This is a genomic window from Pseudomonas sp. AGC41 (genome assembly GCF_057334555.1).
On sequence record NZ_JBHFJB010000159.1, the window covers coordinates 62,609 to 76,109 of the forward strand.

12 protein-coding genes are annotated in these 13,501 nt (G+C 61.5%); 8 read left to right on the forward strand and 4 right to left on the reverse strand.

Annotated elements, in window-relative coordinates:
• Positions 1–71: 71 nt before the first annotated feature.
• A complete protein-coding gene (locus tag ACE04F_RS27810) occupies positions 72–1,385 on the reverse strand; it encodes an NAD(P)/FAD-dependent oxidoreductase (RefSeq protein ID WP_486110780.1) in 1,314 nt (437 codons plus the stop codon).
• Positions 1,386–1,531: 146 nt separating this feature from the next.
• On the opposite strand from ACE04F_RS27810, the gene ACE04F_RS27815 reads away from it, so the two are divergent.
• Complete coding sequence (locus ACE04F_RS27815; protein WP_198796221.1) at positions 1,532–1,885, forward strand: YkgJ family cysteine cluster protein; 354 nt, start codon at positions 1,532–1,534, stop codon at positions 1,883–1,885.
• Positions 1,886–1,995: 110 nt separating this feature from the next.
• Here ACE04F_RS27815 and ACE04F_RS27820 read toward each other — a convergent pair whose 3' ends face one another.
• Positions 1,996–2,484, reverse strand: a complete 489-nt coding sequence (locus tag ACE04F_RS27820) for an Lrp/AsnC ligand binding domain-containing protein (RefSeq protein WP_003206849.1) — start codon at positions 2,482–2,484, stop codon at positions 1,996–1,998.
• A gap of 156 nt (positions 2,485–2,640) precedes the next feature.
• On the opposite strand from ACE04F_RS27820, the gene dadA reads away from it, so the two are divergent.
• The 6 genes from dadA (at position 2,641) to ACE04F_RS27850 (ending at position 8,786) form a co-directional block, all read left to right on the forward strand.
• Positions 2,641–3,945, forward strand: a complete 1,305-nt coding sequence (dadA, locus tag ACE04F_RS27825; RefSeq protein WP_486110783.1) for a D-amino acid dehydrogenase — start codon at positions 2,641–2,643, stop codon at positions 3,943–3,945.
• Positions 3,917–4,270, forward strand: coding sequence for a RidA family protein (locus tag ACE04F_RS27830; RefSeq protein WP_305497932.1), 354 nt, complete (start codon positions 3,917–3,919; stop codon positions 4,268–4,270). The genes dadA and ACE04F_RS27830 overlap by 29 nt, the downstream gene beginning before the upstream one ends.
• 97 nt (positions 4,271–4,367) lie before the next feature.
• Positions 4,368–5,441 carry an alanine racemase gene (gene alr, locus ACE04F_RS27835; protein WP_486110785.1) on the forward strand — a complete coding sequence of 358 codons (1,074 nt, stop codon included), beginning with the start codon at positions 4,368–4,370 and terminating at the stop codon, positions 5,439–5,441.
• A gap of 128 nt (positions 5,442–5,569) precedes the next feature.
• On the forward strand, positions 5,570–6,118 hold the full coding sequence (locus tag ACE04F_RS27840; RefSeq protein WP_030138196.1) for a cupin domain-containing protein: 549 nt from the start codon (positions 5,570–5,572) through the stop codon (positions 6,116–6,118).
• A 183-nt stretch (positions 6,119–6,301) separates the two neighbouring features.
• The gene (locus tag ACE04F_RS27845) at positions 6,302–6,715 is read left to right on the forward strand and encodes a c-type cytochrome (protein ID WP_434574329.1); all 414 of its coding nucleotides are present in this window, start codon (positions 6,302–6,304) and stop codon (positions 6,713–6,715) included.
• A gap of 136 nt (positions 6,716–6,851) precedes the next feature.
• Positions 6,852–8,786, forward strand: coding sequence for an acetyl-CoA hydrolase/transferase C-terminal domain-containing protein (locus tag ACE04F_RS27850; protein WP_486110788.1), 1,935 nt, complete (start codon positions 6,852–6,854; stop codon positions 8,784–8,786).
• A gap of 109 nt (positions 8,787–8,895) precedes the next feature.
• On the opposite strand, the gene ACE04F_RS27855 is transcribed toward ACE04F_RS27850, so the two are convergent.
• Together ACE04F_RS27855 and rep are read right to left on the reverse strand one after the other, a co-directional pair.
• Positions 8,896–9,468 (reverse strand): xanthine phosphoribosyltransferase, encoded by a 573-nt coding sequence (locus ACE04F_RS27855; RefSeq protein WP_486110790.1) that lies wholly within the window; start codon positions 9,466–9,468, stop codon positions 8,896–8,898.
• 54 nt (positions 9,469–9,522) lie between these two features.
• Positions 9,523–11,532 carry a DNA helicase Rep gene (gene rep / locus ACE04F_RS27860; RefSeq protein ID WP_305497937.1) on the reverse strand — a complete coding sequence of 670 codons (2,010 nt, stop codon included), beginning with the start codon at positions 11,530–11,532 and terminating at the stop codon, positions 9,523–9,525.
• Positions 11,533–11,807: 275 nt separating this feature from the next.
• Between rep and ACE04F_RS27865 the strand changes: the two genes are divergently transcribed.
• Complete coding sequence (locus tag ACE04F_RS27865; RefSeq protein ID WP_486110792.1) at positions 11,808–13,478, forward strand: putative bifunctional diguanylate cyclase/phosphodiesterase; 1,671 nt, start codon at positions 11,808–11,810, stop codon at positions 13,476–13,478.
• Positions 13,479–13,501 lie beyond the last annotated feature (23 nt).

Below are 13,501 nucleotides of genomic sequence, written 5' to 3' on the forward strand. Positions count from 1 at the left end.
CCCCCCCCCCCCCGCCACGGTTAAACAGGTCTTCAGTCAAGGACAGCACTTTAACTAAACCAGCTGTTCAACTAAACCAGCTCCTTCAACCGGTGCCACAACATCCCCAGCGCCAACAGCGGCGAGCGCAAATGCTTGCCGCCCGGGAATGTCATGTGCGGTACCTTGGCAAACAGGTCGAACCCACCGCCCTGCTGGCCGCTGATAGCCTCGGCCAACAACTTGCCGGCCAGGTGCGTGGCATTCACCCCGTGGCCGGAATAGGCCTGGGCGTAATACACGTTGGGCTGATCCTTGAGCCGGCCGATCTGCGGCAGGCGGTTGGCGCCGATGCCAATCATCCCGCCCCATTGATAATCGATCTTCACGTCTGCCAGTTGCGGGAAGACCTTGAGCATTTTCGGCCGCATGTACGCGCCGATGTCTTGCGGATCGCGGCCGGAATAGTGACAAGCCCCGCCAAACAACAAACGTCGATCCGCCGAAAGCCGGTAGTAATCCAGCGCCACCCGCTGGTCACAGACCGCCATGTTCTGTGGCAACAGCGCGTTTGCCTGCGCTTCGCTCAGAGGTTCGGTGGCAATGATATAGCTGCCAGCGGGCAGCACTTTGCCGCTCAGCTCCGGGTTCAGGCCGTTGAGGTAGGCATTGCAGCCCAGCACCAGTGTCGTGGCGCGGACCGAGCCTTGATCGGTGTGTACTTTTACCTGCGGACCATAGTCGATGCGGGTCACAGCCGATCGTTCGAACAGCCGGACGCCCAGTTGCTGCGCCGCGGCCGCCTCCCCCAATGCCAGGTTGAGCGGATGCAGGTGGCCCGAGCCCATGTCGATCAGGCCACCGACGTAGCGATCCGAACCCACCACGCTGTGCATTTCATCGGCTTGCAGCAGTCGCGTCTCGTAGCGGTAGCCCAGGCTGCGGAGTTCTTCGGCGTCCTCGGCGAAGCCTTGGAGATCGTCAGGCTTGTTGGCGAGGTCGCAGTAGCCCCAGGTGAGGTCGCAAGGAATCTGAAAGCGCTCGACCCGCTGGCGGACGATTTCCACCGCTTCAAGCCCCATCAGTTTCATCTGACGCACGCCGTCGGTGCCCACGATTGGCGCAAACTGATCGAGACCATGACCCACGCCGCGAATCAATTGGCCGCCGTTCCGCCCGCTGGCGCCCCAACCGATCTTATGCGCCTCAAGCAGCACCACACTCAGGCCGCGCTCGGCCAGCTCGATGGCTGTGTTCAGCCCGGAGAACCCGCCGCCCACCACGCAGACATCCGCCACTAACTCGCCTTGCAGCACCGGATGGTCCGGCTGCGGCAGGCTGCTGGCGGCGTAGTAGGAGGCGGCGTGCGCGTGGCTCGGGACAGGTTGCTGAACACGGGCGTTCATGTGCGTAATCCTGATTGTTGTGTTTGAGAAATTTTACGGAGCATAAGCCGGGCCTTCCTCAGTCGGCAACATTGGTCGGCGGATGCTGTCTGGCAGGGGGCCTTTAAGGCAGAATCCTCAGCTGTCCCGATTCGGTAATGGCCTAGATGAGCTGCAACAGTCAAAAAATCCGCACGCTACGTCAGCAAATTCCTACGTTCGAGTGCGTACCGGGCTGCCATGACTGCTGTGGTCCGGTGACCACCTCGCCCGAGGAAATGGCTCGTTTACCACGCAAGAGCCGCGCCGAACAGGACGCGGCCCTGGAGGCGCTCGATTGCGTGCACCTGGGGCCGAACGGGTGCACGGTCTACGATGAGCGGCCGCTGATCTGCCGGTTGTTCGGTACCACCGCGACCTTGCCATGCCCGAATGGGCGGCGGCCGGTGGAGCTGATTCATCCGCGGGTCGAGAAGCAGATTCATGAATACATGGCCAGCACTCGGCAGGTATTGGTCTAGCCGCCAAGGGAAACCGGGTCGCGGCCTTCGCGAGCAGGCTCGCTCCCACCAGTTCGCCACCTACCTGTGTGGGAGCGAGCCTGCTCGCGAAGGCGGCCTGAAGCCAACCGTCAATCCGGAATCGGCAGGTTCAGGCTTTCCTTCACTTCCTCCATCACGATGTAGCTCTTGGACTCACGAACGTGGGGCAGCTTGAGCAGGATGTCACCCAGCAGCTTGCGGTACGAGGCCATCTCGGAAATCCGCGCCTTCACCAGATAGTCGAAATCCCCCGACACCAGGTGGCATTCCAGTACGTGAGGCAACTTCAGTACGGCGCGTCGGAACTCTTCGAACGTGTCGCCGGATTTATAGTCGAGGCTGATCTCGACGAACACCAGCAGGCTGCCCTTCAAGTGCTGCGGATTGAGCCGGGCGTTATAGCCCATGATGATGCCTTCGCGCTCCAGCCGTCGCACCCGCTCGGTGCAAGGCGTGGTGGAAAGCCCGACCTTTTCCCCCAGCTCGGTGAAAGAGATTCGCCCGTCGGCCTGGAGGATGCGCAGGATGTTGCGGTCGATCTTGTCCAGCTCACGTTTGGTCTGGGTATTGGTACGCACAGGTGATGCGCCTCCGTGAAAAGGGTTTTTGCCAAGAATTCTCGCCAAATATAGGCATTTATATAGTGAAAAGCACTGGCTGATCTTTTTTACACTGCGCGCATCTAAGCTTTTGTATAACAAACGTCAGCGGTTATCCGCGATGAGGGTTTCAACATGCGCGTTCTGGTCTTGGGTAGCGGCGTCATCGGTACCGTCAGTGCTTACTATCTGGCCCGTGCCGGGTTTGAAGTGGTGGTGGTCGACCGTCAGCCGGCGCCAGCCATGGAAACCAGCTTCGCCAACGCCGGCCAGGTATCGCCGGGCTACGCCTCGCCGTGGGCCGCGCCGGGCGTGCCGCTCAAGGCCATCAAATGGCTGCTGCAGCGTCACGCACCGCTGGCAATCAAGGCCACCGTCGACATCGACCAGTACCTGTGGATGGCGCAGATGCTGCGCAACTGCACCGCCAGCCGCTATGCGATCAACAAGGAGCGCATGGTCCGCCTGTCCGAGTACAGCCGTGACTGCCTCGACGAATTGCGCGCCGAAACCGGCATCGCCTACGAAGGTCGCAGGCTGGGGACTACCCAATTGTTCCGCACCCAGGCCCAGCTCGATGGCGCGGCCAAGGACATCGCCGTGCTCGAGGAGTCGGGTGTGCCGTTCGAAGTGCTCGATCGCGAAGGCATCGCCCGGGTTGAACCGGCCCTGGCCAATGTCACCGATATCCTGGCTGGTGCGCTGCGCCTGCCCAACGACCAGACCGGGGATTGCCAGATGTTTACCACGCGCCTGGCGGAAATGGCTGTGAAGCTCGGCGTACAATTTCGCTTCGACCAGAACATCGAGCGCCTGGATTTTGCCGGGGATCGCATCAATGGCGTCTGGATCGACGGCAAGTTGGAAACCGCCGACCGCTACGTCCTGGCCCTGGGCAGCTACTCGCCGCAATTGCTCAAGCCGCTGGGTATCCGCGCGCCGGTGTATCCGCTCAAGGGTTATTCTTTGACCGTGCCGATCACCAATGCGGCGATGGCACCGACTTCGACCGTCCTCGACGAAACCTACAAGGTTGCGATCACCCGGTTCGACAACCGGATTCGCGTCGGCGGCATGGCGGAAATCGCCGGTTTTGACCTCTCGCTCAACCCGCGTCGGCGCGAAACCCTGGAGATGATCGTCAACGACCTTTATCCTCAGGGCGGCGACCTGGCCCAGGCCAGTTTCTGGACCGGCCTGCGCCCGACCACCCCGGACGGCACGCCGATCGTTGGCGCCACGCCGTTCAAGAATCTGTTCCTCAATACCGGCCACGGCACCCTCGGGTGGACCATGGCCTGTGGTTCCGGTCGCCTTCTGGCGGACCTGATGGCGAAGAAAACGCCGCAGATCAGCGCCGAAGGCCTCGATATTTCCCGTTATGGCAGCAAACCTCAGGAGTCCGCTAAACATGGCAATCCAGCGCCAGCTCACCAATGACCGCATGAGTCAGGTCGTTGTGCACAACGGCACCGTTTACCTGGCCGGACAGGTCGGCGACGACATGAGCGCCGGTATCGAGCAGCAGACCCGCGAGACCTTGGCCAACATCGAGCGCCTGCTGGACCTGGCCGGGACCGACAAGAGCCGCCTGCTGTCAGTGACCATCTACCTGAAGGACATCGACGCCGATTTTCAAGGCATGAATGCGGTGTGGGACAAATGGCTGCCCAAGGGCGTCGCCCCGGCCCGCGCCACTGTCGAAGCCAAGTTGTGCGAACCGCAGATTCTGGTCGAGCTGTCCGTCGTGGCCGCGCTGCCCTGACATCTGTCGAAAAGCTCCCTCTCCCGGCGCCGTTGATGGCTGATGCCGTCAGCCTGCGCCGGTTTTTTTACCCATGACCGCCTAGAAGCCTGCCGCCATGCGTCCTGCCCGTGCCCTGATCGATCTCCAAGCCCTGCGTCACAATTATCAACTGGCCCGTGATGTCACCGGGGCCAAGGCCCTTGCAGTGATCAAGGCCGACGCCTACGGGCATGGCGCGGTGCGCTGCGCCGAGGCCTTGCAGGAAACGGCGGATGGGTTCGCCGTGGCCTGCATTGAAGAGGCCCTGGAACTGCGGGCCGGTGGTATACGTGGGCCGATCCTGTTGCTGGAAGGTTTCTTCGAGGCCGATGAGCTGGCATTCATCGTCGAGCACGATTTCTGGTGCGTGGTGCATGCGTTGTGGCAGCTCGAAGCGATAGAGCGCGCGACGCTGGCCAAGCCGATCACGGTCTGGCTCAAGCTCGATTCGGGCATGCATCGGGTCGGATTGCACCCGGACGATTTTCAGCCGGCGTATCGTCGCCTGCTGGCCAGTGGCAACGTGGCAAAGATCGTATTGATGAGTCACTTTGCCCGTGCCGATGAACTGCATGACCCCAGCAGCCTGCAACAACTGGCGGTATTCGAGCAGACCCGCCACGGCTTGATGGCCGAGGTCAGCCTGCGCAACTCGCCGGCGGTGCTGGGCTGGCCGCAGATTCCCAGCGACTGGGTGCGGCCCGGCATCATGCTGTACGGCGCGACACCGTTCGAGGAGGCCAATGCCGTTGCTTCGCGCCTGCAACCGGTGATGACGTTGGAGTCGAAGATCATCAGCGTGCGCGAGCTTCCCGCTGGCGAACCGGTGGGCTACGGCGCTCGTTTCGTTACCGCCCAGCCGCCCCGGGTCGGCGTAGTCGCCATGGGCTATGCCGACGGTTACCCGCGCCAGGCGCCCAACGGCACGCCGGTGATGGTGGACGGGCAGCTCAGCCAACTGGTCGGGCGGGTATCGATGGACATGCTGGCGGTGGATTTGACCCATATTCCCCAGGCAGGGCTTGGCTCCACGGTCGAGCTCTGGGGAAAAAATGTCCTCGCCAGCGACGTCGCGAAGGCTGCCGGCACCATTCCGTACCAGATCTTCTGCAACCTGCGGCGAGTGCCAAGGCTCTATTCCGAGGGGTGACGCTCAGCGCGATCTACCGAAAGTCGCTTCACTGCACAGGATTCGGGTCAAAGTGTTGTAAATACTGAACGCTGTCGCCATGATAACGCTCACTTTCCACACAACCTGATTCCCTGGAGGCTCCAGCATTGGACGTCGGTGAACGACTGCAATCCATTCGTAAACTCAAAGGCCTTTCCCAGCGCGAACTCGCCAAGCGCGCGGGCGTCACCAACAGCACTATTTCGATGATCGAGAAAAACAGCGTGAGCCCCTCGATCAGCTCGCTGCGCAAGGTCCTTGGCGGGATTCCCATGTCCATGGTCGAGTTTTTCTCCGAAGAGATCCTCCAGGAGAAACCGACCCAGATCGTCTATAAAGCCAACGAACTGATCGACATCTCCGACGGCGCCGTGACCATGAAACTGGTGGGCCGGGCGCATCCGAGCCGGGCGATCGCCTTCCTGAACGAAATCTATCCGCCTGGCGCCGACACCGGTGACGAAATGCTCACTCACGAGGGCGAGGAAACCGGGATCCTGGTGGAAGGGCGGCTGGAATTGGTGGTGGGCGCAGAAACCTTCGTGCTTGAGGCCGGCGACAGCTACTATTTTGAAAGTACCAAGCCACATCGTTTCCGCAATCCGTTCGACGTGCCGGCGCGACTGATCAGCGCAGCCACTCCGGCGAATTTCTAGACCAAGAGGCGCCAGGCCCGCAGGGCTTAGGCGCCCGCCAGTTGGGCTGTCATGACAAACAAGACCCTTGTGACTTTGGGGTTGTTTCAGAGTGACAGGCTTACCGCTATACTTGCGCCCGCCTGCAAACCGTGGCCGCAGGCGTGACTAGCCACCATTGAGGGTGTACGCGTGAACCTAATTATGAAAATGCTGGCTGCACCAGCAACCGTATTGGCCCTGTGGGCTGCGAGCGCTCAAGCGGCGCCGAACGACGAAATCGCCAAGCGCCTTGAACCCGTTGGCCAGGTTTGTGTTCAGGGCAAGGAATGCAAAGGCATGGAAGTGGCCACTGCAGCCGGCGGCGCTGGCGGTGCCAAGGCGCCCAAGGACGTCATTGCCAAGCATTGCAACGCCTGCCACGGCACCGGCCTGCTGGGTGCGCCGAAAATCGGCGACAAGGCGGCCTGGAAAGAGCGCGCCGATCACCAGGGCGGCCTCGATGGTATTCTGGCCAAGGCCATTACTGGGGTAAACGCCATGCCGCCTAAAGGCACTTGCGCCGATTGCTCCGATGACGAGCTCAAGGGCGCCATCAAAGAAATGTCCGGTCTATAATTCGCCAGCATCTTTCACGAAAAAGCCGCTTTCGAGCGGCTTTTTTGCGCCTGGGATTTTTCCGGGGCTGTTCATCGCAACCAAGACCCGGCAAGCTCGGTCCAACCCACATTCATGGAATGTCCCGGAGGGTCGGATGGTGCAGTTGTGTTCAATCGAACAGGCAGTGGATGACGTGCTCGAGCGCTTGCCCGCGCATATCCACCTGGGCATGCCATTGGGGCTGGGCAAGCCCAACCTGTTCGCCAACGCGCTGTACCGGCGCATCGCCCAACTGCCCGAGCGGCAGCTGACTATCTACACGGCGTTGAGCCTGGGTCGACCGAGCCTGGGCGACGGTCTGCAGAAACGCTTCCTCGAACCCTTCGTCGACCGGGTCTTCGGCGACTATCCCGAACTCGATTACCTTGCCGATCTGCAGCGCGACAGCCTGCCGGCAAACATCCGCGTGCAGCAATTCTTCATGCAGCCCGGCAGCCTGCTGCACAGTGCCGCGGCGCAGCAGGACTACGTCAGCAGCAACTACAGCCACGCGGCGCGGGACATCAACGCGTCTGGCCTGAACCTGATCGCGCAGTTGGTGGCAAGCGACCCGGAACATCCGGATCGCCTGAGCCTGAGCTGCAACCCGGACATCACCCTGGACCTGTTGCCGATGATTGCCAGGCGACGCGAGGCGGGCGAGACCATCCTCTTGGTCGGGCAGGTCCACAGTGAATTGCCCTACATGCCCGGTGATGCGGAAATCGGCATTGACGCTTTCGACCTGCTGATCGACGAGAAGGACAGCCACACGCTGTTCTCTACGCCGAACATGCCGGTGGGGTTCCAGGACCATTTGATCGGCTTGCATGCCAGCACCCTGGTGCGTGACGGCGGTACGTTGCAGATCGGCATCGGCTCCATGGGCGATGCGTTGACGGCGGCGTTGTTGGCGCGCCAGGCCGATAACGCCGGTTACCAGGCGTTGCTGGCGGACCTGAATCTGAGCCAGTGGGCGCAGTTGATCGAGCGAGAGGGCGGGACCGAGCCGTTTGCCAAAGGGCTGTACGGTTGCAGCGAAATGTTCGTCAACGGTTTGCTGGTGCTCGCGGAGGCCGGGATCATCCGGCGCAAGGTCTATCCCGATGAGCCGACCCAGGAGCAGGCGAACGCCGGGACACTCGACGAGGCGGCGCAACCCGACGGCATTTGCATCCATGGCGGGTTCTTCCTCGGCCCGGCCAGTTTCTACGAGCGCCTGCGCGAATTGCCGCAGAACCGGCGCTTCGAATTCAACATGACGCGCATCAGCTACATCAACGAATTGTACGGCCAGGAACAACTCAAGCGCCTGCAGCGACTTGATGCGCGGTTCATCAATACGGTGTTCACCATGACACTGATGGGCGCCGGGGTGGCTGACCAATTGGAAGATGGGCGAGTGCTCAGCGGTGTGGGTGGGCAATACAACTTTGTTGCCCAAGGGCATGCACTGGAAGGGGCGCGCTCGATCCTGCTGCTGCGCAGTTGGCGCGAGTCAGGTGGCGTGGTCAGTTCCAATATCGTCTGGGAATACGGCCATTGCACCATTCCCCGGCACCTGCGGGACATCGTCGTGACCGAGTACGGCATTGCCGACCTGCGCGGCAAGACCGACGCGGCGGTGATCGAGGCGTTGCTCAACATCAGCGATTCACGCTTCCAGCCGGGGCTGATCGAGCAGGCCCAGAGCGCCGGCAAATTGCCGAAGGATTTCCGTCTCGACCCACGTTTCGCCGACAACACCTCGGAGCGTTTGCAGGCGATCCAGGCGCGGCATCCCAACCTGTTCCCGGAGTATCCGTTGGGCTGCGATTTCGATGGGCTGGAGCGGGATCTGCTGCGAGCGCTGAACTGGCTCAAGAGCAAGTTCAAGCTCAGCGAGATTCTGGAGTTGGGCAAGGCCGCGCTGGATGCGCCGGAGCCTTGGGAGTTTGCCGGGCATCTGGAGCGGATGCAGCTGACCAATCCGGAGGGGCTCAAGGAAGAGTTGGCCCAGCGGTTATTGCTGGCGGGGCTCAAGGCGACTGTGCAACAACAGGCAACCTGAACTCCTGTGGGAGCGAGCCTGCTCGCGAAGCGGTGTCTCTGTTACACACGATGTGTCTGACAGGCCGCTTTCGCGAGCCCCCCCCCCCCCCCACAGGGGATATGGGTGATCAGTCGATGAAGGTCACAACCCCGCCCGCCAGCGACTTCACACGCGCCAACGACTCGACGCGGTAGCCCTGGGCATCCAGCTCAGCGCGGCCACCCTGGAAGGATTTCTCGATCACGATGCCCAGCCCGGCCACGGTGGCGCCGGCCTGCTTGATGATGGAAATCAGCGCCTGGGAGGCTTTGCCGTTGGCCAGGAAGTCATCGATGATCAGCACGCGGTCGCTGCTGTTCAGGTGGCGCGGGCTGATGGCGACGGTGCTTTCGGTCTTCTTGGTGAACGAATACACGGTGGCGGACAACAGGTTTTCCGTCAGGGTCAGCGACTGCTGTTTGCGCGCGAAGATCACCGGCACGCCAAGGTTCAGCCCGGTCATGATCGCCGGGGCGATGCCCGAGGCCTCGATGGTGACGATCTTGGTGATGCCCGAATCCTTGAACAGCGCGGCGAATTCATCGCCGATCAGCTTCATCAACTGCGGGTCGATCTGGTGGTTGAGGAACGCATCCACCTTCAGGACCTGATCGGAAAGCACGATGCCTTGTTCACGAATTTTCTGATGCAGGGCTTCCATGAAGCCTCCTCTGATGACGCGTCGGCGCCTGAAGTCAGTGAAAAATAATCGATTCTAGCGCTTCAACATCGCGCGTATATCCGCCAGGGCGCTGTTGCCGCGAACGGCTTTGACTTCCGTCGGCGTGTCGTCATTGCCTTCCCAGGCCAGGTCGTCCGGTGGCAGCTCATCGAGAAAACGGCTCGGGGCGCAGTCGATCACTTCGCCGTACTGCTTGCGCTTGGCGGCGAAGGTGAAGGCCAGTGTCTGGCGCGCCCGGGTAATCCCGACGTAGGCCAGGCGCCGTTCTTCTTCAATGGTGTCGGCTTCGATGCTGGAGCGGTGCGGGAGGATTTCTTCTTCCATGCCCATGATGAACACGTAGGGAAACTCCAGGCCCTTGGAGGCGTGCAGGGTCATCATCTGCACGCCTTCGGCGCCTTCTTCCTCTTCCTGCTGGCGCTCGAGCATGTCTCGCAAAACGAGCTTGCCGATGGCGTCCTCGACGGTCATGTCGCCGTCTTCGTCTTTTTCCAGGGTGTTCTTCAACGCCTCGATCAGGAACCAGACGTTGCCCATGCGGTAGTCGGCGGCCTTGTCGCTGGAGCTGTTGGTGCGCAGCCAGTTTTCATAGTCGATGTCCATGACCATGCTGCGCAGCGCCGCGATCGGGTCCTCGCCGGCACATTGTTCGCGGACTTTGTCCATGAAGCGCTTGAAGCGCGCCAGGCGGTCGGTGAAGCGGCTGTCCAGGTGCTCGCCCAAGCCGATTTCATCGGTGGCGGCGTACATCGAAATCTTGCGCTCGGTGGCGTAGTTGCCAAGTTTTTCCAGGGTGGTCGAACCGATTTCCCGGCGTGGCACGTTGATCACCCGCAGGAAGGCGTTATCGTCGTCCGGGTTCACGATCAGGCGGAAGTAGGCCATCAGGTCCTTCACTTCCTGGCGTCCGAAGAAGCTGTTGCCTCCCGACAGACGATAGGGGATCTGGTGATGCTGCAACTTAAGCTCGATCAGCTTGGCCTGGTAGTTGCCGCGATAGAGGATCGCAAAATCGCTGTAGGGCCGGTCGGTGCGCAGGTGCAGACTGAGGATTTCCATGGCCACGCGTTCTGCTTCGGCGTCTTCGTTGCGGCAACGGATCACACGGATCTCATCGCCGTGGCCCATTTCGCTCCACAACTGCTTTTCGAATTCGTGGGGGTTGTTGGAGATCAGCACGTTGGCGCAGCGCAGGATGCGGCTGGTGGAGCGATAGTTCTGCTCCAGCATCACCACCTTGAGCGATGGGTAGTCTTCCTTGAGCAACATCAGGTTTTCCGGCCGCGCGCCGCGCCAGGCGTAGATCGACTGATCATCGTCGCCGACCACGGTGAACTGGTTGCGTTTGCCGATCAGCAGTTTCACCAGCAGGTACTGGCTGGCGTTGGTGTCCTGGTATTCGTCCACCAGCAGGTAACGAACCTTGTTCTGCCATTTTTCAAGGATGTCGGCGTGGTCCTGGAACAGCTTGACCGGCAGCAGGATCAGGTCGTCGAAGTCCACCGCGTTGAAGGCCTTGAGGGTGCGCTGGTAGTGGGCGTAGACGATGGCGGCGGTCTGTTCCTTGGGGTTGCGGGCATTCTCCAGGGCTTCGGGCGGCAGGATCAGGTCGTTTTTCCAGGCGCCGATCATGTTCTTGATCTCGTCGACGCCGTCGTCGCCCGAGTATTCCTTCTGCATGATGTCCGTCATCAGGGCCTTGACGTCGGTCTCGTCGAAAATCGAGAAGCCCGGCTTGTAGCCCAGCCGCGCATGTTCCTTGCGGATGATGTTCAGGCCCAGGTTGTGAAACGTACAGACCGTCAGGCCGCGGCCTTCGCCGGCGCGCAACAGGCCGCCGACCCGTTCCTTCATCTCCCGCGCAGCCTTGTTGGTGAAGGTCATCGCGACGATGTATTGGGCGCGGATGCCGCAATTCTGGATCAGGTGCGCGATCTTGCGGGTGATCACGCTGGTCTTGCCGGAGCCTGCACCGGCGAGCACCAAAAGAGGGCCGCCGACATAGTTCACGGCTTCTTGCTGCCGGGGATTGAGTCGGGACATGACAGGATTCAGGGAGTCGTTTGCGAAATGGGCCGGCATTTTAACAGGCTCTGAGATTTGTGCTGCTCTGTCCGACTTGTGACGCCGCACATCATCTTCAATTGCCGCTTTTGTTACTTTCCCTCAGGATGCGGACGGGATTTGGGTCTAACGTTCGTTTTTAAAGGCGAAAAACCGTCAAAACCGAGTGTTTGAGAACCATTGGCATTGGTGATTGCCTGTCGGCGAGTCATAATGCCCCGCGCCTACCACCTTGCAGAGTCTAGGGAGTCAGCTTGTCTACGCCTGTCGAACCCTTGCGTTTGCTGTTGTTGGCCGAAACGCCTGAGTGGTCAGCGATATTGCGCGAGTGCCTGGCGCCCATGGGGCCGTCGGTCGTGTTGATCAGCGCCCCAAGCTGGGAGTCGGTCAGCAGCCTGTTCGAAGACAACCGCAATGCGGTCCTGTTGACTGTCGCTGCCTTGCAGCCGGCGCCCGGTCGTTGCCGCTTGCCAACGGTCCTGTTGCTTGAGCACGAACCGGTGACTCCCCCCGATGGTGTCAGCGACTGGCTGGTGCGTGACGTGCTCGATGAGGCAACACTGCGTCGTTGCCTGCGCCATGTGCGCGAGCGCGGGGTGCTGGAAAATACTCTGCAACGGCTCGCCGAGCAGGATCCGCTGACCGGCATCGCCAACCGTCAGGGCTTCCAGACCCTGTTGGCGGCACGCCTGGCTGAAAACGAAGGCCGTGGCCTGGCGCTCGGCCATCTCGACCTCGATAACTTTCGTCACGCCAACGACGCGCTCGGTCATCAGGCCGGCGACCGTCTGATCCTGCAGGTGGTCTCGCGGCTCAAGGGCGCGCTGGAAGTCGGCGATCAACTGGCGCGGCTGGGCAGCGACGAATTCGCCCTGCTGATCGATACCCGTCGCGCGCCCCAGCGGGCCGAGTGGATGGCCGAGCGCATCACCGAAGCCATGGCTGAACCCTACTGGATCGATGGCGAAAGCCTGCTGATCGGCTGCAGCCTGGGGATCGCCCATGCTCGCGCCCAGGCCGGTGCCGACCCGCTGATGTGGCACGCGCACATCGCCATGCAGCAAGCCAAGAGCACGCAAGGCTGCACCTTTCATATCTTCAACGAGCGCATCAATCGCAACGCCCGCAGTCTCGCCGATCTGGAAAGCGAGCTGCGTCGGGCACTGCGTCGCGACGAACTGGAATTGCATTACCAGCCGCGGCTGAACCTTGCCGATGGCTCCATCGTCGGCCTCGAAGCCCTGGTGCGCTGGCGTCACGGCGAGCGCGGGCTGCTGCCGCCGAGCGAATTCGTGCCGCTGGCCGAGCAGAGCGGGCTGATCGTACCGTTGGGCTACTGGGTGATTTCCCGCGCGCTACGAGACATGCAGGCCCTGCGCGAGCGCGGGCTGGCGCCGCTGCACATGGCGATCAACCTGTCGTTCCGGCAATTCCAGGACAGCCAGCTGCTGCCGACCTTGAGCCGATTGATCATCGAGCGGGGGGTTGAGGCGCAGTGGCTGGAGTTCGAACTCACCGAAACCGCCGTCATGCGTCGCAGCGAGCTGGTGAAGCAGACCATGGATGCCCTGGGGCGCCTGGGCGTGCGGTTCTCCCTGGATGATTTCGGCACCGGATTTTCCTCCTTCGTGCACCTCAACAGCCTGCCCATCGCCCTGCTCAAGATCGACAAGAGTTTCGTTGGCGGCATGGAGCAGCGTGAAGAAAACCGCAAGCTGGTGCACGCGATGATCAACTTGGCCCACAACCTCAATCTTGAAGTCGTGGCCGAAGGCGTCGAGACCCGTGAGCAGATGGATCTGCTGCGGGGTTTCGGTTGCGATCAGGTGCAGGGCTTCCTGATCAGCAAGCCGCTGCCGTTGGTGGAATTGGTTGAATATCTGACGTTTGAGGGTGGCCAGGCGACGCAGGAAATCGTGAGCTGACGCAAATCCTGTGGGAGCGAGCC